The sequence below is a fragment of the Streptomyces sp. NBC_01390 genome, assembly GCF_045040105.1.
GTDB lineage: Bacteria > Actinomycetota > Actinomycetes > Streptomycetales > Streptomycetaceae > Streptomyces.
Map to the genome: position 1 here is coordinate 1453367 of NZ_CP109551.1, position 26126 is coordinate 1479492.

Consider the following 26126-nt stretch of genomic DNA (forward strand, 5'->3'; position numbering starts at 1 on the left):
GGCCTGGGGATCCTGCGGCTACAGAGGGACGCAGCCGCTGAGTGGTTATGCAAACTGGCGGTAGACGCCAGAAACCGCCCCGTGTCCAAGGCGCATCGACTGGTACTTAAGGGCGGTGCTCGTCGGCGGCGCAGTGCGCCTCTGTCGGGCGGTACTGGCCGACGCGTGGCATTGGAACGACGTGCTTCGGGACGAGAGCCAACTGCTTGTGGGCTGCTGGCCTTCCCGGCTCAACCCTGCTTCCAGTGGGAGAATTTCACACATCACGGTCGTGATATCTCTCCCGTGATCTGGGAGAAACGTCATCTGTCCTGCCAGCAGCGCCCCAAGACTCGTTGGCGCGTCGACCTCGGAACGCGGAGACCCAGGGCCTAGACCGGGCGGCAGGGCGCACGGCTACGCCTCCGGTCCCTAGATGCCTTGGACACCCTTGAGTTCGGGCGACTGCGTTAGAGATCCTCGCCGTCTTGGAGCCCCAGTTGACAACCGTGGGTTGAGCGCGCGGATCACCGACGGGATGGCGCCGTCCCCGCGAGCCATATTTCCCCGGTGATATGCGCGGCCGTCAGCAGACCGGTAGCTTGTCGTGGCTCACCAGCCTGCTCTGACACCACTGCGATCATCCGCCAGCAAGCAGCCCACAACGGTCAGGGGTTTACGCATGGCAAGTGCTCTGGAGACAAATCCTCTCGCCCCGTACGTTCGCAATGATCTACCCGGCCGCTTCAACGAGCTCGACGTGCTCCGACGGCACTGGGCGCGTTTCGCGGCGGTGTCGCAGGGTGCGGTCGTGCCGCCGTACGAGGTCCTCATCCACCCCTCCAGCGGGTGCAACCTGCGATGTGCTTGGTGCATCGGAGACCATGTCCCTCTTGAATTATGGGATGAACAGCGCGAGCAACTGGTCATGCTCGACGCGGCCAAGGACGCTGTGGATCGGCTTCCGGACCATCTGACGACTCCGGCGAACATGCTCAAGCTCATAGGCGACATCGCCGACTACGAGGTCGAGGCGCCCTACCGGAAGAGCGGCGAGGACTGCTCGGGAGTCTTCAAGGTGGAGGCCGTGTCGTTCTCCGGGTTGATCGGCGAACCGCTCATCGCCCGCAAGGCCCTGATACCAGCATTCGGTCTCCTGGCCGAGCGCGGCATCCGCTATGGGATCTTCACCAACGCGGTGCTGATGGACGACATGTGCATCGAGGCTTTGCTTCCAGCCGGGTACGTGCACATCAGTATCGACGCGGGAACACCGGAGACCTACGCCCAGCTGAAGTACGGCGGCCGTTCGGCCGGCAAGGCCATGTTCGAGCGAGCCCTCGCAAACCTAGCGCGGCTTGTCCAGCGGCGAGCTGAAACAGGATCCGACGTGGAGATCAACACCTCCTTCGTCATGTATCCGGAGAACTTCCACGAGGTCTATATGGCCGCTGAACTCATCCGTGCGGCAGGTGCAGACAGCTTGCGCTTGAAGCAGGACAATTCCGGGCAGCGCCCTCTGAGCGCTGACCAGGCACGTCACGCGGCCCAGTTGATCGGGCGGATCCGTGCGGAGTTGGAGACCGACAGCTTCCGGCTGCTCGAGATTCACCGGGTCGGCCAGACAGGCGAGATGGCCCGGTCGTGTTCGACCTGCTCGATCACCGACTTGATGGCCGCCGTGGGCTCAGACGGTTGTCTGTACCCGTGCAACTACCACCCGCGCCCCGGTGGATTCAGCTACGGCAGCGCGCTGGACCAGTCGTTCGCCGCCGTCTGGGAGGGCGAGCTGCGTCGGCAACTGCGCGGCAGGCTTCCCGTGATCTGCCCGAAGGTATGTGACCCGTTCAAGAACCGGTCCAACCGACTCCTGGCAGAGGCCAAGAGCGTCGTCACGGCCAGCGGCATCGATCGACTGGAGGAACACGTCGCCAACCTCGTTGAGGGCGGCGCTTACGCGATCGAGGAGTGACCTCCGTGCGGGGCAGTTTGTCGAGCGCCGAACTCGACACCTGGGCGGACAATGGCGCCACAGGGTGGCGACGGGAACACCTCGGTGTTCCGGATGCCGTCGTTCAGATCAACGCGCCATCGGCGATCGTCGACTACGTCACCTGGTACACGGAGGGCTACTTCGGAAGTCTTCAGTCACCGGCCCAGGCGCGGCTCTTCGTCCATGATCTGCCTCCGAACCTGTGGCGCTCGGTCCATCACGCGCGGCTCGCTCCACCGCTGCGGCGAGTCGTTCTCCCTTCGACTTCGGAAACGATCTGCCTGGTGGATGACCGGCGCCGAGCGGTCCATCTCGTCCCGCCGGCCGGTTCGGACCAGTCCGTGCTGCTGGTGGTACGGATCCTGCGCGCGCTCGTTCTGCGGGAACTGCTAGCTATGCGCTACTCGTTCTTCCATGCGGCTTGCTTCGCGCTGCGGGGAACAGGCGTGGCGTTGATCGGAGTTCGTACGGCCGGCAAGACAACAACTCTTCTACATGCCCTGGACCACCCAGAGGCGGCACTGCTCGGCAACGACAAGATCGCCCTGGCGCCCGGCACGGACTCCGACCCCATCGTGGCGCTTGGCTTCCCCATACAGGTCGGGATCCGTGCGGGCAGTGTGCTCGCGCTTACAGAAGGCCCCCTGCGAGCGTTCCTAGAGCGCAGATGGTCGCAGCGGTTCGGTGACATCGACGCCCGGAGCGACCAGGAAACCCGTCTCCAGGTCCGGCCGCAGGAACTGACCGCAGCCGCCGGCAGCAAGGTGATTCCCCGCTGCCGTCTTGGCATGGCCATCGAGCCACACCTTGATCCGCAAGTGGCCACACCGCGCCTGCAGAGGCTCAACGATGCTGAGTGCCATGCGCTTTGGGCTCGACACCTGCTGCGCGACCCTGCCGCGGTCTTCCCCGAACAGGCTGTCGTTGCCGACCCGGCGATCCGGACCGCGCTGCGGATTCCGCGAGTTCCCGCATACCGCCTGATCCAACCGCCCGCCGCGGGCCCGCTGACCGTCCGACTAATCGAAGATCTCATGTGCCGCACGCCGATAGGAGAGTGAGAGAGATGCGCATCCTCGGTATCGCCAGTGATCTGCACATTTCCTCCGCCGCGCTGATCGAGGACGGCCAGGTCGTGGCCGCTGCGGCCGAAGAGCGATTCATCCGGAGCAAGCACACTCGGGCCTTCCCCGCCCGCGCCATCGACTATTGCCTGTCATCTGTCCCCGATGGTCTGCGCGGAGTCGACCGGGTCGCGGTCAGTACGAACCCGGCGATCGATCTGAGCGTGCCCGACGGCCGCTACGCCGGACGTGCCCGCTGGCACCCAGAGGGCCTTTACTCGATTCCGAACAATCTCGCCACCCTGGTGGATGGGCCATATCAGGGGCATGCAGCCCAAGTCCTCCAGACTGCGGACAAGCCCCTACAGATCGACTACGTCTACCACCACGACGCCCACGCGGCGAACGCCTTCTTCCTCTCCCCCTTCGAGTCTGCCGCGATCCTGACAGTCGACGGGCGAGGTGAGGACTGCACCGCGCTGAGCGCGATCGGGAACGGGACCACCTTCACCACGGTCGACACTATTCCTTACCCCCACTCGGTGGGGCTGCTGTACGGCGCTGTCACCCAGTACCTAGGTTTCCGGATTGACCGCGACGAGTGGAAGGTCATGGGACTGGCCGCCTACGGGGATCCCGACTCCGGCGCCTACAAGTCGCTCCGTGATCTCGTAGACCTCAAGGACGGCACCGTCCGCATCGACCTCAATTACTTCGGCTACTACCTTCGCCCCTCGCGTGGCGCGGTCAGTGATGCGTTCATCGACCGGTTCGGTCCGGCACGGCAGCCGGGTGAGGCGATCACCAGTCGGCATCATGACGTGGCAGCGGCTGTGCAGCGTGTGCTCGAGGACGCACTGCGGTACTTGCTCACGAACCTGCACCGGCAGACCGGGGTGAGGAGAGCCGTCTTGGGCGGAGGGAGCTTCATGAACTCCGTCTTCAACGGGAAGATCACGTCTTCGACTCCCTTCGATGAGATCTTCATCTCAAGTTGCCCGGACGACAGCGGTACGTCGATCGGAGCTGCGCTCTACACGCACTGCGCCCTGCTCGGCGCGGATCGCGGTTCGGCGATGATCCACAACTATTACGGTCCCTCCTTCGATCAAGCATCGATCGACGAGGTGCTGTCGCGCGCCAAGCTGCGGGCGCCGGCAGTGGAAGATCCGGCCGCCGCTGCGGCCCACGCGCTGGCAGAGGGGAAGATTGTCGGCTGGTTCCAAGGCCGTATGGAATTCGGTCAACGTGCGCTGGGTAACCGATCAATCCTCGCTGACCCTCGGAACGCGCGCATGCGGGACCAGGTGAACAACGCGGTCAAGTTCCGCGAACCGTGGCGGCCGTTCGCGCCGGCCGTGCTCGCCGAGGACTTCGCCGCCTACTTCGGCTCGGAACCAGCGGTTCCGTTCATGGAGCGAACGCTGTCTGTACAGCCCGAAGCACAGAATCTCATTCCAGCCGCGGTCCACGTCGACGGCACCGCACGGCCGCAGACTGTGACTGCGGACACCAACCCGCTCTTCCACCAGCTGATCAGTAGATTCCGCGATCTCACGGGCGTCGGTGCGGTCCTCAACACCTCGTTCAACCTCGCCGAGGAACCGATCGTGTGTGCCCCCCAAGATGCCATCCGCACTTTCTACTCCTCGGGCCTTGACCTGCTCGTCCTGGGGAATCGAGTGCTCACCAAGTGACTACGATCATGGATGCGGAGGAGTTGTCCGCGTGCTTGCGCCAATACGGACTACAGGCGCGCCGAGCGGCACGGCCCCTGCCGGGTGGGCACGTCGGAAGCACCGTCGTAGTCCCGACCGGCCAAGGGCGACTGGCTGTCAAACGGTTCGGCGGACGATTCGACGCTGCGCGCACTCGACTCGCGGCGGAGGCACACCAGTTCGCGGCGATCGCCGGACTGGCCCCGCCCGTACGGCTGACGCTGAACGGCCAGTTGACAACCAAGATCAACGATGCCACCTACATGATTACCGAGTACATCGATCCAGCGAGTCCGCCCGAACCCACCGACTTCGCTGTCGCGCTCGCCGCGCTCCACGCCCGACTCGAAGGTTTCCGTCCCGGCGGTCGCTGCACGGACTTCCTTGAGCTGTCCGACCCTCCCGCGCTGGGCCTGGAGCGGGTTCTGCAGCGGACACAGGACAAAGTCTGCCGTGAGGTTATTGAGTGGCGCCTGCGCATCCTTGCAGATTACGGGCTCGGATCACAGACAGTGGCGACCACGCACCACAGCTGGATCCACGGCGACGCGCGTCCGGACAATCTGCTCACCACCACGTGTACCGCGGGCCGGCACCTGTTCATCGACTTCGACCAGGTCTCACGTTTCCCGCGGCCGTACGAAGTCGTCCGCGGCTACGTCGCCTCCATCGGCCCTGAGTTGCCCGCCCATCTGTTGGAGGTGACATTCCGGTCCTATCTGAGTGCCTATCACGCCATCACGCCGATCTCCGCGGCGGACCGCGCACTCATGGTCGACCTGTACATCACCGTGCAGGCGGCCGAGACCCGGACCTTCACCACGCCTGAGGGTGAGGTCCGCGGCATGCACGCCTTCGCCGAAGCCCGCCACCGGCAGTTGACCTGGATCATCGAGCATCGCGACCTTCTGCGCAGGGTCGCGGAGGAGGTACAGCCATGACCGCTCTCGCGCTCCTCGGCGGACCGCCCCTGCGCACACGCCCCTTCCAGACGTGGCCGCAGTTCGATCAGACGGAAGTCGACGTGCTGGCCGATGTCCTCAACAGCCGCCGTTGGGGCGGCGTCCACAGCGGATCACAAGGAGAATCTTTCGAAACCCAGCTTGCCGCATACCTCCAGGTGCCCCATGCGGCCGTGGTTTCCAGCGGTACCGCCGGTTTGATGATCGCTCTGAGGGCCCTGGGTATCCGACCGGGTGACGAGGTCGTCGTCCCCGCCATGACGTACGTGGCGACGGCAACGGCGGTCTCCCTGCTCAGCGGCGTACCGGTCTTCGCCGACATCGATTCCGCCACCCACACGATCACCGGCTCATCGATGAAGGCCGCAATCAGCGAGAAGACGAAGGCCGTCATCGCCGTTCACCTGGGCGGGCACCCTGCCGACATGGATAGCCTGAGCGCCGTCGCCGACAGGTACGGCATTCCGATCATTGAGGACTGTGCCCAGTCTCTCGGAGCGGCCTACAACGGTTGCCAGACAGGATCCTTGGGTGCGATCGGGGTGTTCAGCTTCGCCAGCACCAAGAACATCACCGCTGGTGAAGGTGGGGCAATCGTCACCCACGATGACGAACTCGCCGCACGTATCGCCTCCCTACGCGATCACGGCCGACCTCTCGGGGTCGCCGGCGACCACCCCGAACTCGGCTGGAACTTGCGCCTCAGTGAATTCCAATCCGCCATCCTGCGTGCCCAGCTGGCACGTCTGAATGATCACCTGGCCGCGAAGGCCACAGGTGCGGCATATCTGGCTTCGAAGCTGGCCAACCTGCCTGGCTTGAGCCCCGTACCCATGCCCACTGATCTCGACCCGCGGGTGACCGCGCACGGCCGGTTCTCCTTCGCTTTCACCTTCGACAGCGAGACATTCGGCGGTGAAGGCACCAGTGGCCCCTCGGTCAGCGTCTTCCGCGCCGCGCTGCGGGCAGAGGGCATACCTGTCTCACTCCGCGACCTCGTCGCCTGCCCTGATGAACCGATCTACGCCAACGCCACCAGCCGTGACTACTCCAGCTCACGGACAGCCTCGGCCGCGCAGGCTCGGGCGGCCTGCGCCAGGCTGGTACTTCTCGGGCAGGCAGCTGGATCAGGGTTGCTGCTCAACGAATCGGCGGAACTCGCCGATGTCGTACGCGCAGTAGAAAAGATCCACGAGAATCGTCACCATCTGCGCCGCGAGCAGCGTCAGCTCAGCCGGATCCACATCTGATCACATCACTAGTCAAGGAGCCACGATGCCCCGAGCCCCCTTTCAAGTCCTTGTCGTTCCATTCCGCCGAGTTGGCGACCACGTCGAATTCGCTGTGCTGCGACGCGAGGACATGAACGTCTGGCAGGCCGTGGCTGGTGGCGGCGAGGCCGGCGAAACTCCGCAACAGGCCGCCGTACGCGAGGCCCGTGAAGAACTCGGCCTCGACCGGCCGGTCCCGCTGTACCCACTACAGACCAGGGCCAGCATCCCGGCCCGGTTCTTCGCTGATCGCGGCAGCTGGCCTGCCGGAACCTACGTCGTACCAGAGCACTCGTTCGCCACCGACCTGACCGACGTGGAGATCAAGATCTCCCACGAGCACACCGATGTCCAGTGGCTGGACTACAAAGCGGCCCTCGATGCACTGCGGTTCGACAGCAATCGCACAGCTCTCGGCGAACTTCACGAACGTCTACTGGCCGGCGACCTGCCTCTGCCGACCGAGTGATCGCCGGTGGTTGGCGCAAGCCCCCAACCTCGCCGCACGGTCATACTCGGCCAGGGCTATGTGGGTCTTCCGCTGGCCATCCAGGCAGCACAGGTCGGCCACCGGTTCATCGGGTTCGATACCGACGACTTCCGGCTCGTTGAGTGGCACGGGTTCTACGCCCTGGACTGTCGGGCCTGCCTGAGCGGCAAGAACATAGAGCGCCTATGACCGGCCACCGCCCGCGCTCCCCACGAGGACAAGCCATCCACCAGAGTCCCTCAGTACCTCGGAATATCCCCGAGGGCGACCGTTGCCTGGCACGGTTGCCCAAGGCCGATCTCCACCTTCATCTTGAGGGCGCCATGCGACCCGAGACCCTCGCGGACCTGTCAGACGCCCACGGAGAGCCGACTCCGCAGGTCGCCAACTACAGCTCCTTCGACCAGTTCCAGCACTGCTACCGGGCGGTCGTCAAGATGATTCGCACGAGAGCCGACCTTCGTCGACTCGTACGCGAGGTCGTCGAGGACGCGGCGGTCTCGGGGACCGTATGGATCGAGCCGCACTTCAACCCGGCTACATATGCCCCCGCACTCGGCTCAGTCGACGAAGTGCTCGACCTCGTCCTGGAGACCGGGCTCGCCGCAGGAGAGCCCCTCGGCGTCGGCTTCGGACTCACTCTCAGTGCCAGCCGCAACCGCGACCCACGCCACGCCACAGACCTTGCACGACTGGCCGCCGCGTACGCCGGCCGTGGCGTGGTGACCTTCGGACTCGCCGGAGACGAGACGGCTGGCTCTGCAGAAGCCTTCAAGGACGCTTTCACGATCGCCCGGGACGCAGGCGTCATCATCGCGCCCCACTCAGGAGAACTCGTGGGCGGAGCGACTCTGCGCAACGCGCTCGACGCGCTGGTCCCTGACAGAATCGGCCATGGGATCCGGGCCATTGAGGACCAGATGCTTCTGGAGCACCTCGCCGACGCACAGATCACCTTGGACATATGCCTGACGTCCAATCGTGCGCTGGGAGTCGTGAGGGACACCAAAGAGCACCCGCTCCCGCGCATCCTGGAGTCCGGAGTGCGCTGCTCCCTGGGGTCCGATGATCCGCTGCTCCTTGGGACCAGCCTCCTTGCGGAGTATCGCCTCGCTCGTTCACAACTGGAGCTGGTGGATTCGCAATTGGCCGCTCTGGCCCGCACGTCGATCCAGTCGTCCGGGGCACCCGACCACATCCTCACACGGGCCTTGCACGGCATCGACGCCTGGCTCGGAGAATCGTAAGGCAATGCGATCCGGCGGACGGGCTATCAGCTATCTGCGACGATCTCTCCGAATCCTAGGGGTGGCGCGCTAGCCAACTGCGCGGGTCTCCCGACGGTTCGGGCCCCGGAATTGGCCCAAAGGCCCCCATTCGCTGCTACGCGAACAGCGGCCTCTCGATGCGGCTGGAGTGGTATGCGGGGCCGAGGGTCACGCCGGCCATCCCTCTTTCCTCCCTGTGCGTGACGGGATACAGGGACGGCCTTCCGCTGTCGGCGGTTGGAGCATGGGACCGATGAGTTCCGCCGGAGTATTGAGTCCCGCAAGCAGTTCGACGATCTTGTCGATGTTGGTGAGCCTTCGCACCCCTGACTCCAACATGGACAGGAAAGCTTGACTCAGACCCGTGAGTTCCGCCATATCACTCTGGCGTAGCGAGCTTCCGATTCGTACAAGGTGGCATACTCGGCCAAAGTCACGAGCCCAGAGAGCTTCCCGGACGTCTACTCGCTTCCAAACCTCTGCCACCACCTGGGGCGGCGAAGAGGCGGAAGGTACGTGTCGCGAACAAGCGCTGCAGTACGGTTCACTGTTGTATCGGCTCAGGGGGCGTCGACACCATCGACACTGGCGTCCACGCCGCTCAGCAGCATCCGTCTCAGACGAGGGCGAGGGACTGCGTTCCCGGGTCCCCGTCTCAACCGTCGCTACGCCTGCGCGTGTAGGGATCCTGCGGGTGTCCTCGTCAACTGCTAAGGCGAGCGGAAAGCCATGGCGGGCATCAGTCGACATCGGGGGCACCGGTCTGTGACGGGAAGTCGAGTTCTGCCCATGCCGATGTACCAAGCCCGAAATAGTCGTTCATCTTCCACCGGTCGGCCAGTGCGTCTACGATCCTCAGCCGGGGATCTCTATCTGGCTCCGAGGAACTTGCCATCAATTGGCGGAATTCGTGGACCGTGTCCGACACTTCGATTCGCAGACCACGTCGTACTCGCAGATACCGCGTCTCGATCTCCGCACCCGGCCGCACATTACCGTAGCGTACCGCGTCGGTTAAGAGCTCCGAGAGAACGAGGACAGCTAAGTCTTCAATGCTTGAGAGGCCCCAATCACCAAGCGCCTTACGGAGTTCACGACGCGCAAGGCCGACGCAGCGCGGATGACAACTCCAGCGGAGCACCACCGCACTGCCGCTCTCGGGACCGATGCCATCATCCGGCCGATAGGTCACAGGCACTCCGATGTCTCCCCGTGCAAGTGGCTTGGTCGCAACGACCGTAGGAGCCGATGGGGAGGCGGACCCGGAGGAATTTTCCGGGTCCGCCAACGAACCTCTCTACAGCAGGCTCTACTTGATGGCGCCGAGCCGCATGGCCAGGTCCTGGACATCTTGACGGCGGGAGCGCTTGTGGAGCCGACGCGCTAGGTCCCGAGCGAACTCATGTGCCTTGATCTGCTCCGGAGCGGTTCGGTAGGCACGCTTGAGATGGTCTATCGACTCATCTGTCCGCCCGGCCTCAGCATAGGCACGGGCAACATCCAGTCGCGCCCGCCCCCGTCGCTCTACCGGCAATCCTGCCGCTCTGACTCGCGGCGCTACGTCCACGGCCAGTTGAACGTCCTCGAATTCCAGGGCGAGCGCCAGCCGGTGGATCTCTACGTTGCCGGGACCGAAGGATGTCCACATCGCGTTGGAGTCGCCACCGAGCAGGTGCGCTGCCTCTTGGGCCTTACCCATCATGTGATCGGCCAGCGCCCGGTTCCGCATCCGGGCCGCTGCCACGGCCCCGTTGAGGAACAGGGTCCCGTACAGGGAGAGAGAAGCCGGCGTGGAGCGCCACCAACCGGGTGCGAGGTCGTCCGCCGCGTCAAGGGTGACGTTCACCGCCTCCGCCGGCATGCCGGCGCCGAGTTGGACGTGCGCGACACCTCGGCGCAGAGCGAGCATCGTGGCGGGGTCCTCGGACTGCGAGGCCGCCATGTCGCCCTGGTCCACAGCCGTCCAGGCCAGGTTAGTCTCGCCCAACTTTCGTAGAAGTACCGCTGCCACGTGGCAGGTCAGTGCGAACAACCGGAGTGCCTCGACGTGTTCGGCGCCACCTGTGCGTTCCTGTGTCGCCAGCCGGGCGTCCGCGAGTAGCCCAGGCAGGCACTCTCCAAGGCGCGCGAACTGGCAGTTCTGATAGAGCCTCCAGGCTTCGTCGACTGCGAAGGAGAGACGTTCGAGGCGCACGGTTTCACGGCCGTCGTACAGCGAGCCCGCCAGCCGTCGCGACTGCATGAGCGCGGTACGGATCGCCGGGATGCTGGCCGTGTGACGACCGTGGTCGTCCAAGAGCGTCGGCGTGCCCTGAAGGTCCTCAACATGTACTCGCAGAGCGTGTGCCAGGTCCGCGAGCATCTTCACGTTGTTCACCGGTATGCGTTCGGACTCGACCCGGTACACCCAGTCCTCGGAACGGCCAAGAAGTTCGCCGAGTTGGCGCTGACTAAGGCCCCGGCGTTTCCGGTAGAACCGGACTCGTTTGCCGAACGGCAGATGGTCTGTCATTCCCCGCATTGGCACACCCCCTCAGCCTGGTCGATCGAGTGTCACACGGCGTGAGTGTGCGGGGCAGGAGAACCATCGTCTGAGGGCGTCCGTGATCTGGAACGTAGGCTGACCCCATCGGAGGGCAACGGCGGGGAGCTGTCCTCGGCGAACATGGAGGACGAGAGCAAGTGATCTCAACGCAGGCATGGGCGGATGCTCGGCGGCTGTGGGACTTCCAGCAGATGGGTCACGAGCTGCGTCCTTGCTCCGTGGCTATCGGACTCGGCAGCCACGACCTGGGGGTGGCGGATACCACCGCAGACCTCTACCACCGTGGCGTGGCGCCGCTCGTCGTCTTCACCGGAGCGACCAGTCGTACAACGCGTGAACGGATGCCCCGCGGTGAGGCGGAACACTATCGGGACCGTGCGGTGGCGCTGGGGGTCCCTGAGAGCGCCATCATCGTCGAGCCGAAAGCCCGGAACACGGGCGAGAACATCCGCTTCTCCCGCGCTCTTCTGGAAGAGCAGCGCGTTCCTGTCTCGTCGGTCCTGCTGGTCAGCAAGCCGTACGAGGAGCGGCGAGCCTATGCGACGGCGCGAAAGCTCTGGCCGGACGTCGAGTGGGTGAGCGCCTCCACGCCCATGACACTCTCCGAATACGTCGATTCGATCCAGGATGCCCGCCTGGTCATCGACATGCTGGTGGGGGCCCAGCAGCGGCTCATGGTGTACCCGCGGCAAGGGTTCATGATCGCGCAGGAGATTCCCGACGACGTGGCGGCGGCTTTCGAACGGTTGCGTAGCGACGGGTTCACGAGCCGACTCGTACCGGAAGACGTGGAACGGGCCTGAGCTTCGGTCCATCCCGGTCTGTGCTCTTTCAGGCGGCGCCCCATCGGGCTTGGGCGTCCATGTTCCTGAGAGTCTCTATGCGATACGACAACTGCTGGGCTGCGGCAGTATCTCCTCGATCCGCACGCCGAACGAAGGATCCAAGTGTGTGAAGGTCTCGGATTTCGCAGACAACCGAAAGGCCGGACCACTGTCGGATGTCCTGGCCGTACTGCTCACTGAAGTTGTCCAGTTCTCCGGCGCTACGCCCGAAGCGGACCCCTTGGAACGTATTTGCCAGGTCGATCTCGCGTGGGCCGAATGCTGCTTCGTCCCAGTCGCCAAGTCTGACGCCCTGACCGTCCCAGAGGGTGTTACCTGGATATGCGTCACCGTGGATATGGCCGTGGCCCAAGGGGAAGTCGAGCTTCCCGTAAACGGCCAGGAGTTCCTTCCTCCTGGCCGTCAGCCACTCTCGCTGTCCCGGTGCCAGGTACGTACTGTGGTCCACGGCATTCTTGAACGACGTAAGCGGTCGATACGTCGGCAGTGCCAGGGGCGGGGGCGGCAGGTCGTGCAGGGCCCGTAGGAGATCACCCAAGCGCCCAGCCGGTGGCGCGCCGTGGTCAGGCTGCGGGTAGTGCTGCCAGAAGGTGACAACGTACGGGCCGTACGCCACCGGCTGGGGGACGTTCGCAGGCTCTGTCGCGGGGAAGTCGTTCGCGACGAGCCAACGTGCCAGTGACACGGCGGTTTCGAGGCGCCGCTGCTGCGAGATTGGACTGACACGTACGACAACGCCTTCTGCGGCAAGAAGGAACACAGAAGTGGCGTGGTGGTGAAGTTGGGTGAGGGAACGGTCTGCCAGCCCCGCCGCTCGGCAGGCTTTGAGGGCGGCGGACTCGGGAGAGACCGTCTTTGTCATGAGGTGAGGGCCTTCGCTCTCGTGTCGATCACCTGGTAGCCGCGGGTCGCGTCCGCAAGTTCGCGGGCGGTTCGGTTGCGGGCGAACTGCGGTTCTTCGAGAAGCCTAGCCACTCCCTGCACCGAGTCGCCGAGCTGTCGGATACGGCGCTCCACCGGCAGCTCCAGGATGGGCTGGAGCTGCTCGCCGGCTCCCTCGATCTCCCCAGTGGCGATGCGCGCCGTGACGATGTCAAGGCGTGCCAGGGCTTCGTCGCCGTACGACCGCTGCTCCTTCGGGCCCATCTCGTACAGATCGATCGCGGCGGCGGCGTGCTGCTCGGCCCTCTCGTGTTCGCCGAGAAGGGCGTACGTTCCGCCGATGTAGTACTCCTGCTTGGCTTCCGGGAAAGAGAGCAACCCTCCGAACCTGGTGAGCCCGTTGGGGTCTGTTCGCTGTTCGCGGGCCTGCTCAAGTTCCTTGAGCGCTGTCAGGGCCGTGTTCCGGTCTCCGACGCGTGCCGCGGCCCTGGCCCCGATCGCCGCGATTCTGACCCGGGTCTCACCGACGGGGGCGAACCGGATCGCCTGTTGCGTGTACTCAAGGGCTGTGTGCCGGTGGGTCGACCATTCCGCGATCAGTGCGGCTGTGCCCTTGACCCATGCCCGGAGATCGTCGTGGTCAGCGTGCTCGGCGAGGGTTCCGGCCGTCTGGAGTTGGGCGACAGCGGAGTCCTGGTCGCCGAGATTCTGTGACGCGTGGGCGAGAAGCAGGCAGCTCGTGCCGGCGAGGAGGTACAACTCGCGAGTTTGACCCGGCGGTTGGTGGCCGCTCAGCAGCGAGAAGAGTTGGTTTCTCGTCGACAGCAGGTCGTGGAAGAGTGGGTATAGCGGAGCGTGGACGTAGTCCGTCGCGATCCGCGTGATCGTGGACTCCAGCACCTCAAGCTCGACGTCGCTCACATTGCTGTGTGTGACCGCTTCCGCGAACCGCAGCGACTGGGCCGCAGCTTGCGTCGCGAGCTGGTAGAGGTCCGTTGCCTGCTCGCCGGTCGATACTTGGAGATCGACGGTTAGCGGTCCTGAACGCGGCAAGGGCAGGGGTGTGAGGGCTGCGGCATGATGCTCGCGGAACGGCGGGGGGAGCAGTGCGTCGGGTGTCTCGATGCCGTTGAGAAACCTTGCGACCTTGTCGAGGTTCGTCAGCCGACGGGTTCCCGCTTCGAGCATGGACAGGAAACCCTGGCTAAGCCCCGTCAGGTGGGCCATGTCCTCCTGGCGGAGTTTCGCCCGCTCGCGGATGAGACGGCTCGCCCGCCCGAAGTCCCAGGCAGCGAGGGCAGCTTGGACTTCGGGATCATGCCAGACGGTGTCCGGAACGCGGTGTTGAAGGCGGGCGTCGAGACATCGGTTGCGTGCGCATGTAGCGCACCGGTCTTGGTCGTTGTACTGGCTTAAGAGGCATCTGCAGTCAACGCATACGCGAGTGTGCCTTGGCATCACACCCCCGTTTCCTGTCTGCGCTCGACAGCGTAAGCGGGGTACGCGCGTGCTGGCATCACTCATGTAATCCGGGCAGCTGGGGGCTTCTCCTGAGCAGCCATCGTCAGGTGTGTTTGCGGGTCGTTGTAGCGATCGCGTCCAGGAGCCGCGGAGCGCCTTCGAGACTGTCGAGGACTATGTCGGCGCCGGCCATGGAGAGTTCGTCGGCAGTGGTCTTGCCGGACGCGACTCCGATCACAGGAGCGCCGCCTTCAAGCCCGGTACGGACGTCTTCGAGGGAGTCTCCGATGATGACTGTGTTGGAGCGGGTGAACACGGTCCCGTACTTGGCTCGGGCTCTTTTCTGTGCGACGGCGACGAGAGCTGGGCGGTGGTCGTTGTCCGAGGAGTATCCGCCGACCTCGGTGTCCAGGAACTCGTCGAGGTGGAACGTTTCGAGCTTCAGCAGTGCGTTGGGCTTGAGGTTTCCCGTGGCGACGGTCGGAACGTAGCCCGGTTGTGCGTGCACCGCCTTGAGTGCGGCCACGGCGCCAGGCAGGAGTATGCCTTGCTCGCGAAGGTCGTCGGCGTGCGCGGCGAGTCGCTGCGGCAGGAGTTCGACCATGCGCGGCAGCAGGCCGGGGACGTCTGCTTCGGGGACGCCGTTGTCCAGGAGCAGGGATCGAATGGCGAGGGGCATGGTGACGCCGGTGCCGCGGGCCGGAAGGCGTTCTGCGGGGCGGCCGACGATCTCGGCGAAGGTCTCGCGGTATACCTGCCGGTCGATGTCACCGACGTACAGCAGGGTGCGGTCGATGTCCCACAGCACGAGGATCTGCCTGGCGTCGGTCAAGTTCAGCTCCCTGTTGCCGTCACGGCGGCGCGTCGCGCCAGTACGTCGTGAGCGTACGGGCTGTGGGCGACGGGGCGGAGCTGTTGGATCATGCTTGTGACGTGGCTGTCGAACCGTGCCGACTGAAGCTTCTCGGCGAGGTCGAGAACCTCGTGGGCCGTGGCACAGCCGACTTCGAGGTCGCCCTGCTCGATGTGGGCGGTTGCGGCGCGGGAGAGGAACAGCCCTCTGGTGCGATGGTCCGTAGGGTTGAGCGCCTCCCGGGCCTTCGCGAAACTGACGACGGCGCTGCTGGGGTCACCGAGGTCGAGATAGCAACTGCCGGCCTGCCCGTGGATCTCGCCCTCGTTGATCCAGTAGAGCCAGTGCGGGTCGTGCTCCGAGCGGCCCTGGGCGCAGAGTTCAGCAGCCTTCCCCAGCGCGGCAAGTGCCGCCTGGCGCTCTCCGAGTTTCGCGTGCCCGCGGGCCTGCCGGGTCAGGAGCATTGCTTCGAGCGCGGGAGTGCCGAGCTTCTTGATCCTGGCGCGGGCTCGTTGTGCTGCGGCGACAGCATGGTGAGGGGCTCCCGTGGAGTACCCGTGGATGGCGATGTAAGACAGAGCGCCAGCGCCGAGCCGCAGGTCCTGCGACGCCTTCGCGGCGCGGAGCGCTGCGTACAGGTATGCGAGGGGACGTTCGCGGTCGCCGGCGTCGAAGACGAACCATCCTGTCTGGGTGGCGGTGTCGGCGGTGATCGCCGCCAGCCGTCGTCCTGTCGCCTCGTCGTACGAGGTTTCCTCCAGGAGGTGCTTGAGGAACTGGAGGTGGCGGTTTCCGAGACTTGCCAGGGTGCCGCTGCCGTCGGACGCGTCCATGGTCCGCAGGCTGTCGGTGGTGTGCTGGAGGCCGTCCAGCAAGTCGTTGGTGAGACGGCTTCCCCCCACCGCATGGTGGAGGGGCTCTGCATCGGCGGCGTCCCACCCGTTGACGAATGAGGTGAGCGCGACGCCACTGGCAGTGAGGAATCGTCGGCGGTCCATCTCGCTGCCTCCTACCGCTGTACCAAGTGCTGCCACCATACGAGCCGTTGTCCACGGCAGGGTCGGGTCTGCGTCCCCGGCGAACGAGGCCGGCGGTTCCTTCGACGCCGGAGTGGAAGAACCCGGAAGAGGCAGGGCAACCAAGTTGCCAGGTACACCCAAGCCCGTCAGGTATTCAACGATTTTGTCGATGTTGGTGAGGCGGCGGGCGCCTGACTCCAGCATCGACAGGAACGATTGACTCAGACCGGTGAGCCGGGCCATGTCGTCCTGGCGTAGGCCGCTGCGGAGGCGGATCAGACGGCTGGCGCGGCCGAAGTCCCAAGCCGAGAGCACGCTTTGGAGTTCCGGGTCAGCCCAGACATGTTCGGGGACGGAAGGGGAGTGCTTCTCCCGTATCTGCGAACGGGCGCAGACGGCGCAAAGCGTGTCCTTGTTGTACCGGTTCAGGGAGCAGCCGCACCGATCACAGCATCGCTGTGCCTGCTGAAGCACTCTCTCCTCCTCTGAGGACTCGCGTGCGGCCTGCCAGCTCTTTCTCAACCGGAATCACCTTAGTGATATCACCTGCGGAATGTGCGTAATCGCCTTTCGGTGAACAGTCTTGGGCATCAGTCAACGTCCTTGTGACAGCCGTCGCGTGGGCCGGCAACTGAATCAGTGCGTCCGGACGTACAGGAGATCCCGGTGATTGCCTCCCGAGGGCGAGTGGAAGTCGCCCCTGATCCACCCCTGCCCCAGTGGCCGACTCCGTCTGCCGCGCTGCGGTATGACAGGTCGTGGTCGCGTCGCCAACCTCTCTCTCCGGAGCCACCGTTGCTGTCCCCTGCACAGACTGAGCTGTCGTGGAGGATTCAATTCGCGGCGCGTCCGCTTCCGCCGCTCGGCGCTGTCGACGTCGTGCAGGCGGGGCTGCGGGTGGGGCTGCGAGCGGTTGAGGGCGTACGTGAACAGGGGCTTCGTACCGGCCCTGTCCTCTGCTGTCTGGTGCACTCCCTCGTCCATATCCCGGTGGAGGCGGACACGGCGTACCGGTGGCACGCTCCCCAGACCCTCTGCCGTCCCGGTGCGTGGGAGTGCTCGACCGACAAGCAGCGCTCGCGGTACTCCCGTTGTGCGGGGGTCTGGCTGCTTCCCGCCGACATGAACCACGGGTCCACCGACAGCGACGCCCTCTTCCACCGGCTCTCCATGACCCGTTCCGCCGGCGCACGTAACTGGGGTGTGCGCCATGGCAGTTAGCGTCTCCGCCGTCGTCCTCCTGGCGATCATCACGTTCCTGCTCATCAAGAAGGGCGGCCTGAAGGCGGGACACGCGATCGTGTGCGTCCTCCTCGGCTTCTACCTCGCCAGTTCCTCGGTCGCCCCGACGATCAGCGATGCCGTGACGAGCCTGGCCGGAATGATCGGCAAGCTCAGCTTCTAGACCTGCACCGGACACATAGGCGAGCAGGCCCCGCCGCTTCATCTCCCCTCCTGCGCTCCCCTTTCCCTTTTCTCGTTCTCTCTTCGAGGTTCCTTCATCATGTCGATTTCGGAGACGTTGCCGGTGGCCGTGGCCGCCGGTACGGCCGCCGCCACGCTGGTCGGTACGCCGCTCTACATCCGTGCCCGGGGTCGTTTCAGGCGGCTGCGGGCCGAGCGGGATGCCGCTGACCAGGAGAACGCCCGGCTCAGAGGGTGGGCGGCGGAGAACGAGCATCTGGCGACCGCCCGCCTGCCAGCGCTGGTCACCCACCTCACGCATCCGCACGTCCCCGTCCCCGGCCTGCGGGATCGCGCCCTGGTCGGTAGCTCCGTGGATGTCGCCCACCGACAGGTTCTTGACCTGGTCAGCCGGGCGGTGGCGGCGGAGCGGGAGCGGGTGGATGAGGCCGCGCAGGCGGTGATGCGCGGTGCGACGACGGTCATCCAGGCCAAGAGCTACCGGCTGCAAAGCGAGATCCGGGAGATGCAGTACCGCTTCGACGATCCGCTGATCGCCGAGACCGCGATGGGGCTGGACCAGCTCAACGAACAGAACCTGCGCCGTATTCAGGCGACCGGAGTGCTGTGCGGGGCGTCGCCGGGGCTGACTCGTGCCGACTCGTCGCTGGGTGACGTGCTGAAGGGGGCGCAGTCCCGGGTGCGCGAGTACCAGCGGATCACGGTCAGCGACCATCTGGTACAGCCCCTGGGGGTGGTGGCGCGGGCGGTGGAGCCGGTCGCTGTCACGGTGGCGGAGCTGATGGCCAACGCGGTGCACAACACGCACGGCACGCTGCCGGTCGAGGCGAGCTGCCATCAGGTTGAGTCCGGGGCGTGCGTCGTGATCGACGATGCCGGGGTGGGCATGAACGCCGAGGAGGTGGCGTTCGCCACCCGGCTGCTGTCCGGGACGTGGCCGGTCATGCTGACCGAGCTGGGTGATCCGCCGCGGGCCGGGTTCGCGACCATCGGCCGTCTGGTGAAGCAGTACGGGTTCTCCGTCTCCGTCGACAAGCCGTCCCCCTACGGCGGGGTGCGGGCGGTGCTGTTCATCCCCGGTCATCTGCTGACGCTGCTGGACGAGAAGGCACATCCGCCCTCGGCCATGGCGCCAACCCAGCGCCGCGCCTCATCGCCCGGCCACGGCGAGGCACCGGACTCCGGCAGCGATGCCGGGCTGCCCCGCCGCAGGAGGGTCCGGAGCCAGCCTCCGCAGCCCGCTCCCGCGTCCCAGGCTCCGGTTGCGGCGCCGGCGGATGCCCGTACGCCGGATGAGGTCGCCTCGACCTACAGCGCGTTCCAGGCCGGCACCGCCTCGGGTCGCGCTGCCGTGACCACTGATCATGATGAAGGGAACCTGACGTGAGTGCCCCCCAGTCTTCTCCCGCAGCCAAGGACATGTCCTGGGTACTGAACCCGCTGCTGGACCTGCCCCACGTGGTGCACGCGCTGGTGCTGTCCACGGACGGCCTCATCCAGGGGTATGACCCGTCCCTGGCACGGGAGGCCGCAGAAGGCGCCGCCGGGATGATGTCCGCGCTCCAGGGCTCGGCGCGCGCGGTGGCTCGTGCCCTGTCCGGCAAGAAGACCCGACTGCGTCAGGTCGTCATCGACACGGACTGCGGGTTCGTGTTCGCCATCCCGGCCGGGGAGAACACCGTCCTAGCGGTGTTCACCGAGCCAGAGGTCGACATGGGGATGGTCACCCATCACATGCAGATCCAGGTCGCCACCCTCGGCACGAAGGTCATGAGCACGCAGGCCCGGGACAGTGGCAATCCGGCATGACGGCCCGCCGTGACAGCCGGCGTCTGGTGCCCGAGTTCCTGGCGACCGCAGGCCGGGCCCGGCCGACCCGCAACACCCTGGACCGGCTCACGGTCCTGTACGCCACCGGTGAAACGGTTCCTGACGGCCTGGAGCCGCCCGAGCGGCGGCTGGTCGAAATCGCCCTGGAGGCGGTGGTCCTGGCCGAGGCCGCCGCGCATCTGCGCTTGCCGGTGAGCATCGTCCGGGTCCTGGTGTCCGACCTCATGGACCGCGGGCATCTCAAGATGCGAGCGCCCGTCCCCGCCGCCCTGCAACACGAACCGCAGCTACTAGAAAGGGTGCTCAGTGGACTTCGCGCCGTCCGATGACGCCATGCCGCTGCCAGGTACCGCGCCGGTGCTGGTGAAGATCCTGATCGCCGGCCCGTTCGGCGTCGGGAAGACCACCATGATCAACACCCTGTCGGAAACCGTGCCGCTGTACACCGAAGAAACCATGACCCAGGCCGGCGCCAGCGTCGACGACCTGGCGGGCGTGCGGGACAAGACCAAGACGACCGTCGCGATCGACTTCGGCCGCCGCACCCTGTCCGACGCTCTCGTCCTCTACCTGTTCGGCACGCCCGGCCAGAAACGCTTCCGGTCATTGTGGGAGGACATCGCCCAGGGTGCGCTCGGCGCGCTGGTGCTGGCCGACACCCGGCGCCTGAACGACTCCTTCGAGGTCCTCGACCTGATCGAGCAACTGGGCCTGCGTCACGCCGTCGTCGTCAACACCTTCGACGACGCTCCCGCCTACCCGCTTCAAACGCTGCGGGAGGCGCTCGACCTGGACCCGGACACCCCGCTGCTGACCTGCGACGCCCGCGACCACACCTCGTCCATCGACGCGCTCATCGCTTTGGTCACCCACCTGATCGCTCACCCCGCCCTGGATGCCGCTGCCTCATGAACTACTACCTCCCTCACCCGGTCCCGTTGTACGGGCCGGACTTCGCCCAGGACCCTCACGCCGTCTACGCCCGGCTGCGCCAGTACGGGCCGCTGGCCCCTGTCGCGATCGCCCCCGGTGTCCCGGCCTACCTCGTCACGGACTACCGCGTCGCCCTGGACCTGCTCAAAGACACCACGACCTGGTCGAAGAACCCGAGCGAGTGGCAGAAGACGCTGCCGCCGGACAGCCAGGTCCTGCCGATGATGAAGTGGCGCCCCAACCCGCTGTTCAACGACGGCCCGGACCACGCCCGCTACCGGTCCGTGATCACCGACAGCTTCTCCCGCGTCGAACCGCACCGGCTGCGCGCCCAGGTCGCCCACGCCGCGGACACCCTGATCCGCTCCTTCGCGGCCACCGGCGACGTCGACCTGGTCACGCAGTACGCCCGCCCGCTGCCACTGGTGCTGTTCAACAACCTGTTCGGGATGCCCGACTCCTACAGCGACCGCCTCGTCACCGCGCTCGCCGGGCTGATGGAGGCCACCAGCCCGCAGGAGGCGACCCGGGCGAACGCGGACTTCGAGCAATACATCGCGGAGCTGATCGCCCTCAAGACGAAGCAGCGCGGACCCGATCTGACGTCCTGGTTCATGGACCACCCGGCCGGCCTGAGCACGGAGGAGGTCCTGCACCAGATCGTGCTCACCATGGGCGCGGGGCACGAGCCGACCACCAACCTGATCTCCAACGCGCTGTCGCGGATGCTGTCCAACCACGCCTACTACAGCACCCTGTCCAGCGGCGCGCTCACCGCGAAGGACGCCATCGAGGACGTGCTGCGGCACGAGCCGCCGATGGCGAACTACTCGGCGCACTTCCCGCGCCAGAACGTCCACTTCCACGGCACGTGGATCATGGCCAACCAGCTCGTCCTGGTCTCCTACGCCGCCGCCAACGCTGCCCCCGACGGTCTGCCAGCCGGCGCCGTCCCGACCGGCGGGGGCGCGCATCTGGCGTGGGCTGCGGGTCCGCACGCCTGCCCGGTCAAGCAGCCCGCCCTGCTGATCGCGACCACCGCCATCGAGCGGCTGACCAGCCACCTGTGCGACCTGGAACTCACCACGGCGCGCGAGCAGCTCAGCTGGCGGCCCGGCCCGTTCCACCGCGCCCTCGCCCACCTCCCGGCCCGCTTCACCCCGCTCACCCCCGACCAGGCAGGAGTCACCCCATGGACCAGCAGCAGCCCCTTCTCCTCGACCCCGCAGGCCGCGACCTCCTCGGCGAAGCACGTCGGCTGAGGGAGACCGGCCCCGCCGTCCGTGTCGTCCTGCCCGGCGAGATCCCCGCCTGGTACATCACCCGCCACCAGTTGCTGAAGTCCCTGCTGCTGGACGACCGGGTGAGCAAGGACCCCGGCCGGCACTGGCCCGCCTGGCGCGAGGGCGCCTTCCGGGACACCTGGATCATCAACTGGGTGGGGGTGAGCAACATGCTCACCGCGTACGGGCCCGCGCACCGCAGGCTGCGCAAGCTCATCGCCCCGGCCTTCACCGCCCGCCGCACCCAGGCGATGGTCCCGCAGATCGAACGGATCACCCACACCCTCCTCGACTCCCTGGCCCAGAGCGGCCCGGGCGGGGTGGCGGACCTGCGGACGGCGTTCGCGCATCCGCTGCCGATGCGGGTGATCTGCGAGCTGTTCGGCCTGCCCGAAGCCGCACGCACAGACGTGGCCCGGCTCATCTCCCGGATCATGGACACCACCATCACCGCGCAGGAGGCGGAGACCACGCAGAAGGAGGTCCGCGCCGTCCTCGCCGGGCTGGTGGCCTTGAAGCGCGCGAACCCCGGTGACGATCTGACCAGCGTCCTGGTCGACGTGCGTGACGAGGACGGCTCCCGCTTGAGCGAGGAGGAACTCATCGACACCCTCCTCCTGATCATCGGCGCCGGCCACGAAACCACCGTCAACCTGATCGGCAACGCCGTCCACGCCCTGCTCACCCATCCCGGGCAACTGGAGCGTGTCCGCGCGGGCGCTGTCTCGTGGGACGACGTCATCGAGGAGACCCTGCGCTGGGCCCCCAGCATCGCCAGCCTCCCCCTGCGCTTCGCCGTCACCGACATCCCTCTCCCCGACGGAGCCACGATCCGCGCCGGCGAGGCGATCCTCACCACCTACGCCGCCGCAGGCCACGACCCCGACCAACACGGCGCCACCGCTGCCGAGTTCGACCCCGGCCGCGCTGCCACCGACCATCTGGCCTTCGGCCACGGCGTCCACCACTGCATCGGCGCCCCCCTGGCCCGCCTCGAAGCCAAGATCGCCCTGCCCGCCCTCTTCGCCCGCTTCCCCGGCCTCGCCCTCGCACCGGAAGCCAGCGACCTGGCGCGCGTGGAGTCGTTCATCTCCCACGGCTTCCAGTCCCTGCCCGTCCGACTGGGTTCCGTCACATCGCCCAGCTGACACGCGCCCCGCCGTCGGCAACTGTCTGTCGAAAGGATTTAGCCCGTGAGTGCCCGGCTGGCCCGCCCGCCCGCGTCGCTTCTGCCCCTGACCCCCGTACAGCTGGTGATCGTGGCGAAGATCGCGTACGGCGAATCCACGAACGCGATCGCCTCCGACCTGTCGCTCGCCATCAGCTCGGTCAACGTGCAGGTGACCCTGTGCGGGCGCAAGCTCGGCGCGAGCGGCCGGGCCGCCGTCGTCCACGCCACGTTCGCCACCCAGCAGCTACCGCGCCCCGAACGAGCCCCCGCCCCCAGGGATATCTCGGCCCAGCACATCGAGGCGTGGCACATGGTCGCCATCGGCGCCACCTCCAAGATCTACGCGAAGCGGGCTCGCACCAGCCGCCGCGAAGCCCTGCGGCGGGTCACCGACGTGCGCGAGTTCACCGGCGCCGCCAACGACCCCACCTCGTCACCCTCGGCTGGATGTACGGCCTGCTCGACGAGTCCCTCACCGAGATGGCCACCGGTCATGTTCTCCGTCCCCCGACACACGCCGGACAAGGACGGCGGCTCGGCAGAGATCTGCGTGCCCGCGCGGAAGCGGGCCACGGTCCGCAGGCCGCGACGCCCGGCGCCGTCAGGCACCGGATGGCGGCCTGTACGCCATCCTCAGCTTTCCGCGCTCGGCGTCCTCTCATACCCGAGAGCCTGGTGATCTGAGTGGACAGCACGGACTGGGAGGCCGAACTGACGGCCGACGTCCTGGAAGACCGGTACGGATTAACGGCATCGGCGGTCGAGCCCGTTCCCACGAGTACGGAAACGACCGTCCGGCGCGTCCTGACGGACGACGGGCGACGGCTGGTCGTGAAGAAATACCGGGCAACCGCCAGGCAGGACACCCTGCGGATCGCCTTGGACATGTCGGAGTACTGCCGGGCAGCCCGGCTTCCCGTTCCCCGGGTACATCCCGACGTGGACAGCTATCTCGTCACGATCGCGCAGGGCAACGCCTGGTCCGTGGCCGACGAGGCACCCGGCCTGGCCTCCACCTCGGCAATGACGCTCACCCTGGCCGAACACGTCGGCACCGTCCTGGGGCGCATGCACCGGGTCCTGGCCGCCTACCCACTGCCCGAACGCGTACAGCCCAGCCGCTGGCGCACCGAACCGGTCGAGCAAGCACTCGCGCAATGTGATGCCGTCCTGCACCGGGCCTTCAGACACCGGCGTGTGCACGGCGGACACCTGATCTCCGACCTCGACCACCGGCGCGAGGACCTCCACCTCCATGCCCACCGGTTGCGGAGCCAACTGCCCGAGCACCTCGTGGACCACGCCCTGCACGCCCAGATATCCCGCACCCACCTGATCGCGGCCGGCGACCATGTCACCGGCATCATCGGCTTCCACGGAGCGACGGGCATCGCGGCCTGGGAACTGGGCCGCGCCGCGTTCCAACCGCGCACGGTCGCAGCCGGCCCCGGCTGGGCCGCCTGCGCCCTCGCGATGCTGGCCGCCTACCGCGAAGAAAATCCCACCCTCCCCTTCGCCGACATACAGGCATGCGCCCGGATCACCCTCCTGGACCTCCTGTTCAACCTCCACGGCGCCACCACCGCAGAAAGCGAACTCCCCGCAGCGGCCCAGGCCAACGCCCAAATCCACTGGAGCGAGCGGCAGACAACCATCCGACATCTGCTGACCGACCTCGACGACCTCGACGACACGTTCGCGGCCCTCGGACCAGACACCGGCCGACCATGAGCAGCCCGCCCGCACCCCCGTCCCCGCCGGGGCTCCGCGCACCTCCAGGACGACCTCGCTCCGGACACCTGCGCCCTCCTCTTCCACGCCATGGCCGACGAGGCGCTCCTCAGCCGGCCCGTCCCGCCCGTGCCCCGGTCGCGGACGGGACGGGCCCCGCCACCCCGCCAACACCCGTTCCCTCCCGGAGAACTCACATGGCCCAGCCCCCGTCCGGCACCGCCGACGTCACTTCTGCGTCCCGGAACCAACCGACACCTCTGTGTCTGCACGCATGACCAGGACATACAGGCCCCGCCACCCGCGCACCGCACCGGCTGCCCCATGGCAGGCAGCGCACCGTATCCGGGCCTACGCCTCCACCTTCGTCCCCGGCCCGCTACAGGTCCGCGGATACCGGGAAGCGCTCCGCAGCTGTCCGTGGGCCCGGAACGGCGGCCACGAGGAAGCCGACCTGCCAGACGCTGTGAAAGCCACGGTCCTCCTCGAAGAGAGCGCTCTCCACCGCCAGGTCGGTTCCCCCGATGTCATGTCCGACCAGATCACCCACCTGATGACCCTCCTGAACGCAGACACGGACCTGGTGCTCGGGCTGATCCCCCTCGGCGCCACCCGCGCACCTGCCGAACTCCCGCTGGAACCCTTCGTGATCCTCGACGCCCATACGGTCGTCCTGCCCCTCACTCCGATCCCCATTGTTCTCGGACACCCCGCCCGGACCTTCCGCTACAAGGCCGCCTTCGCCCGGCTGCAGCGCCTCGCCCTCACCGGAGCCCCGGCCCACCAGTACCTCTCCCGCCTCGTGCACACCCCGGCACCCGCCTGACCTCCACCACGCGGAAGGACACCAACCCCTATGCACCGCAGTCGATTGACGAGCGCCGCGCTGCTCACCCTCGCCGGCACCGCCCTCGCCCATACGGTCCTCAGCCACCGCCGGCACCGCGACCGAACCGTCCTGGAGACCGCCCATCTCCACCAGCACCTCCTCGCCGCACAGATCGAACGCCCTGGCCTGCGCGCGATCTGGGGAAGCCTGGACCCGCTGGATCCGGCTGAACGGCGCCTCCACCTGCACCGCAACGCCTGGGTCTCGGCCTGGGAAGCGATGTACCGCGTCGGTGCTCTCTCCGCCGACGGCGTCCACGGCGCGGCACTCTCCCTGTTCGCCACCCCCGGCGGCCAGAAGTGGTGGGACCGCGTACGGGACGCGCGCGCCCAAGCGGCCGACGACACCTGCGCCCGTCGCTTCCACACCCTGGTGGACACCGCCTACCAGGACGAAACGGGAGCCGTGCTGACCGCCCCCACCGCCCTGCACTGACCAACCTGCCCTGTACCGCACGTACTTGACCGACCCGTGCAATGCCTGAAGTACCTGTACTTCTCAGGCTCAAGGAGCA

Annotated in this window: 27 protein-coding genes and 1 pseudogene; 20 read left to right on the plus strand and 8 right to left on the minus strand. The window is 66.7% G+C overall.

What is annotated here, in order from left to right; translation table 11 throughout:
- The first annotated feature begins 661 nt into the window (after nt 1–661).
- From OG241_RS06250 to add, 7 genes are all read left to right on the plus strand, one after another.
- Complete coding sequence (locus OG241_RS06250; protein WP_405814159.1) at nt 662–1951, plus strand: SPASM domain-containing protein; 1290 nt, start codon at nt 662–664, stop codon at nt 1949–1951.
- 5 nt (nt 1952–1956) lie between these two features.
- Nucleotides 1957–3033: a hypothetical protein gene (locus OG241_RS06255; protein WP_405814160.1), complete on the plus strand. Its 1077-nt coding sequence runs from the start codon at nt 1957–1959 to the stop codon at nt 3031–3033.
- Nucleotides 3034–3038: 5 nt separating this feature from the next.
- A complete protein-coding gene (locus OG241_RS06260; protein WP_405814161.1) occupies nt 3039–4733 on the plus strand; it encodes a carbamoyltransferase in 1695 nt (564 codons plus the stop codon).
- An 8-nt stretch (nt 4734–4741) separates the two neighbouring features.
- Nucleotides 4742–5695, plus strand: coding sequence for a phosphotransferase (locus OG241_RS06265; protein WP_405814162.1), 954 nt, complete (start codon nt 4742–4744; stop codon nt 5693–5695).
- Nucleotides 5692–6966, plus strand: coding sequence for a DegT/DnrJ/EryC1/StrS family aminotransferase (locus OG241_RS06270; protein WP_405814164.1), 1275 nt, complete (start codon nt 5692–5694; stop codon nt 6964–6966). The genes OG241_RS06265 and OG241_RS06270 overlap by 4 nt, the downstream gene beginning before the upstream one ends.
- Before the next feature lie 25 nt (nt 6967–6991).
- Nucleotides 6992–7456, plus strand: coding sequence for an NUDIX pyrophosphatase (locus OG241_RS06275; protein WP_405814165.1), 465 nt, complete (start codon nt 6992–6994; stop codon nt 7454–7456).
- Nucleotides 7457–7761: 305 nt separating this feature from the next.
- Complete coding sequence (gene add, locus OG241_RS06280) at nt 7762–8724, plus strand: adenosine deaminase (RefSeq protein WP_405814166.1); 963 nt, start codon at nt 7762–7764, stop codon at nt 8722–8724.
- A 189-nt stretch (nt 8725–8913) separates the two neighbouring features.
- On the opposite strand, the gene OG241_RS06285 is transcribed toward add, so the two are convergent.
- The 3 genes from OG241_RS06285 to OG241_RS06295 all read right to left on the minus strand — a co-directional run bounded on the left by OG241_RS06285 (nt 8914) and on the right by OG241_RS06295 (nt 11266).
- Nucleotides 8914–9495, minus strand: coding sequence for a helix-turn-helix domain-containing protein (locus OG241_RS06285; RefSeq protein WP_405814167.1), 582 nt, complete (start codon nt 9493–9495; stop codon nt 8914–8916).
- Nucleotides 9485–9943: an ATP-binding protein gene (locus OG241_RS06290; protein WP_405814168.1), complete on the minus strand. Its 459-nt coding sequence runs from the start codon at nt 9941–9943 to the stop codon at nt 9485–9487. The genes OG241_RS06285 and OG241_RS06290 overlap by 11 nt, the downstream gene beginning before the upstream one ends.
- Before the next feature lie 111 nt (nt 9944–10054).
- Nucleotides 10055–11266: a helix-turn-helix domain-containing protein gene (locus OG241_RS06295; protein ID WP_405814169.1), complete on the minus strand. Its 1212-nt coding sequence runs from the start codon at nt 11264–11266 to the stop codon at nt 10055–10057.
- Nucleotides 11267–11427: 161 nt separating this feature from the next.
- On the opposite strand from OG241_RS06295, the gene OG241_RS06300 reads away from it, so the two are divergent.
- Nucleotides 11428–12093, plus strand: coding sequence for a YdcF family protein (locus tag OG241_RS06300; RefSeq protein ID WP_405814170.1), 666 nt, complete (start codon nt 11428–11430; stop codon nt 12091–12093).
- Between the two features lie 28 nt (nt 12094–12121).
- Here OG241_RS06300 and OG241_RS06305 read toward each other — a convergent pair whose 3' ends face one another.
- From OG241_RS06305 to OG241_RS06325, 5 genes and pseudogenes are all read right to left on the minus strand, one after another.
- Complete coding sequence (locus OG241_RS06305; protein WP_405814172.1) at nt 12122–12997, minus strand: phosphotransferase; 876 nt, start codon at nt 12995–12997, stop codon at nt 12122–12124.
- A complete protein-coding gene (locus tag OG241_RS06310; protein ID WP_405814173.1) occupies nt 12994–14244 on the minus strand; it encodes an XRE family transcriptional regulator in 1251 nt (416 codons plus the stop codon). The genes OG241_RS06305 and OG241_RS06310 overlap by 4 nt, the downstream gene beginning before the upstream one ends.
- A 337-nt stretch (nt 14245–14581) precedes the next feature.
- Complete coding sequence (locus OG241_RS06315; RefSeq protein WP_405814174.1) at nt 14582–15310, minus strand: HAD family hydrolase; 729 nt, start codon at nt 15308–15310, stop codon at nt 14582–14584.
- Nucleotides 15311–15312: 2 nt separating this feature from the next.
- The gene (locus tag OG241_RS06320; protein ID WP_405826891.1) at nt 15313–16329 is read right to left on the minus strand and encodes an XRE family transcriptional regulator; all 1017 of its coding nucleotides are present in this window, start codon (nt 16327–16329) and stop codon (nt 15313–15315) included.
- A gap of 147 nt (nt 16330–16476) precedes the next feature.
- Nucleotides 16477–16824: pseudogene (locus tag OG241_RS06325) on the minus strand (helix-turn-helix domain-containing protein); the annotation flags it as partial.
- 321 nt (nt 16825–17145) lie between these two features.
- On the opposite strand from OG241_RS06325, the gene OG241_RS06330 reads away from it, so the two are divergent.
- The 12 genes from OG241_RS06330 to OG241_RS06385 all read left to right on the plus strand — a co-directional run bounded on the left by OG241_RS06330 (nt 17146) and on the right by OG241_RS06385 (nt 26047).
- A complete protein-coding gene (locus OG241_RS06330) occupies nt 17146–17571 on the plus strand; it encodes a hypothetical protein (RefSeq protein WP_405814176.1) in 426 nt (141 codons plus the stop codon).
- A complete protein-coding gene (locus tag OG241_RS06335) occupies nt 17561–17755 on the plus strand; it encodes a hypothetical protein (protein ID WP_405814177.1) in 195 nt (64 codons plus the stop codon). The genes OG241_RS06330 and OG241_RS06335 overlap by 11 nt, the downstream gene beginning before the upstream one ends.
- Before the next feature lie 99 nt (nt 17756–17854).
- Nucleotides 17855–19162, plus strand: coding sequence for an ATP-binding protein (locus tag OG241_RS06340; protein WP_405814178.1), 1308 nt, complete (start codon nt 17855–17857; stop codon nt 19160–19162).
- Nucleotides 19159–19584, plus strand: a complete 426-nt coding sequence (locus tag OG241_RS06345) for a roadblock/LC7 domain-containing protein (protein WP_405814179.1) — start codon at nt 19159–19161, stop codon at nt 19582–19584. Before OG241_RS06340 ends, OG241_RS06345 begins: the two co-directional genes overlap by 4 nt.
- The gene (locus OG241_RS06350) at nt 19581–19934 is read left to right on the plus strand and encodes a DUF742 domain-containing protein (RefSeq protein WP_405814181.1); all 354 of its coding nucleotides are present in this window, start codon (nt 19581–19583) and stop codon (nt 19932–19934) included. The genes OG241_RS06345 and OG241_RS06350 overlap by 4 nt, the downstream gene beginning before the upstream one ends.
- Nucleotides 19935–19938: 4 nt before the next feature.
- Nucleotides 19939–20517, plus strand: a complete 579-nt coding sequence (locus OG241_RS06355; protein ID WP_405814182.1) for a GTP-binding protein — start codon at nt 19939–19941, stop codon at nt 20515–20517.
- Entirely contained in the window at nt 20514–21800 is a 1287-nt protein-coding gene (locus OG241_RS06360) for a cytochrome P450 (protein WP_405814183.1), read from the plus strand. Before OG241_RS06355 ends, OG241_RS06360 begins: the two co-directional genes overlap by 4 nt.
- The gene (locus OG241_RS06365; protein WP_405814185.1) at nt 21731–22969 is read left to right on the plus strand and encodes a cytochrome P450; all 1239 of its coding nucleotides are present in this window, start codon (nt 21731–21733) and stop codon (nt 22967–22969) included. Before OG241_RS06360 ends, OG241_RS06365 begins: the two co-directional genes overlap by 70 nt.
- Before the next feature lie 45 nt (nt 22970–23014).
- Nucleotides 23015–23671 carry a LuxR C-terminal-related transcriptional regulator gene (locus OG241_RS06370; protein ID WP_405814186.1) on the plus strand — a complete coding sequence of 219 codons (657 nt, stop codon included), beginning with the start codon at nt 23015–23017 and terminating at the stop codon, nt 23669–23671.
- Between the two features lie 5 nt (nt 23672–23676).
- Nucleotides 23677–24723 (plus strand): phosphotransferase enzyme family protein, encoded by a 1047-nt coding sequence (locus tag OG241_RS06375; RefSeq protein WP_405814187.1) that lies wholly within the window; start codon nt 23677–23679, stop codon nt 24721–24723.
- Between the two features lie 274 nt (nt 24724–24997).
- The gene (locus tag OG241_RS06380; RefSeq protein WP_405814188.1) at nt 24998–25549 is read left to right on the plus strand and encodes a Scr1 family TA system antitoxin-like transcriptional regulator; all 552 of its coding nucleotides are present in this window, start codon (nt 24998–25000) and stop codon (nt 25547–25549) included.
- A gap of 30 nt (nt 25550–25579) precedes the next feature.
- Nucleotides 25580–26047 carry a DUF6082 family protein gene (locus OG241_RS06385; RefSeq protein WP_405814189.1) on the plus strand — a complete coding sequence of 156 codons (468 nt, stop codon included), beginning with the start codon at nt 25580–25582 and terminating at the stop codon, nt 26045–26047.
- Nucleotides 26048–26126 lie beyond the last annotated feature (79 nt).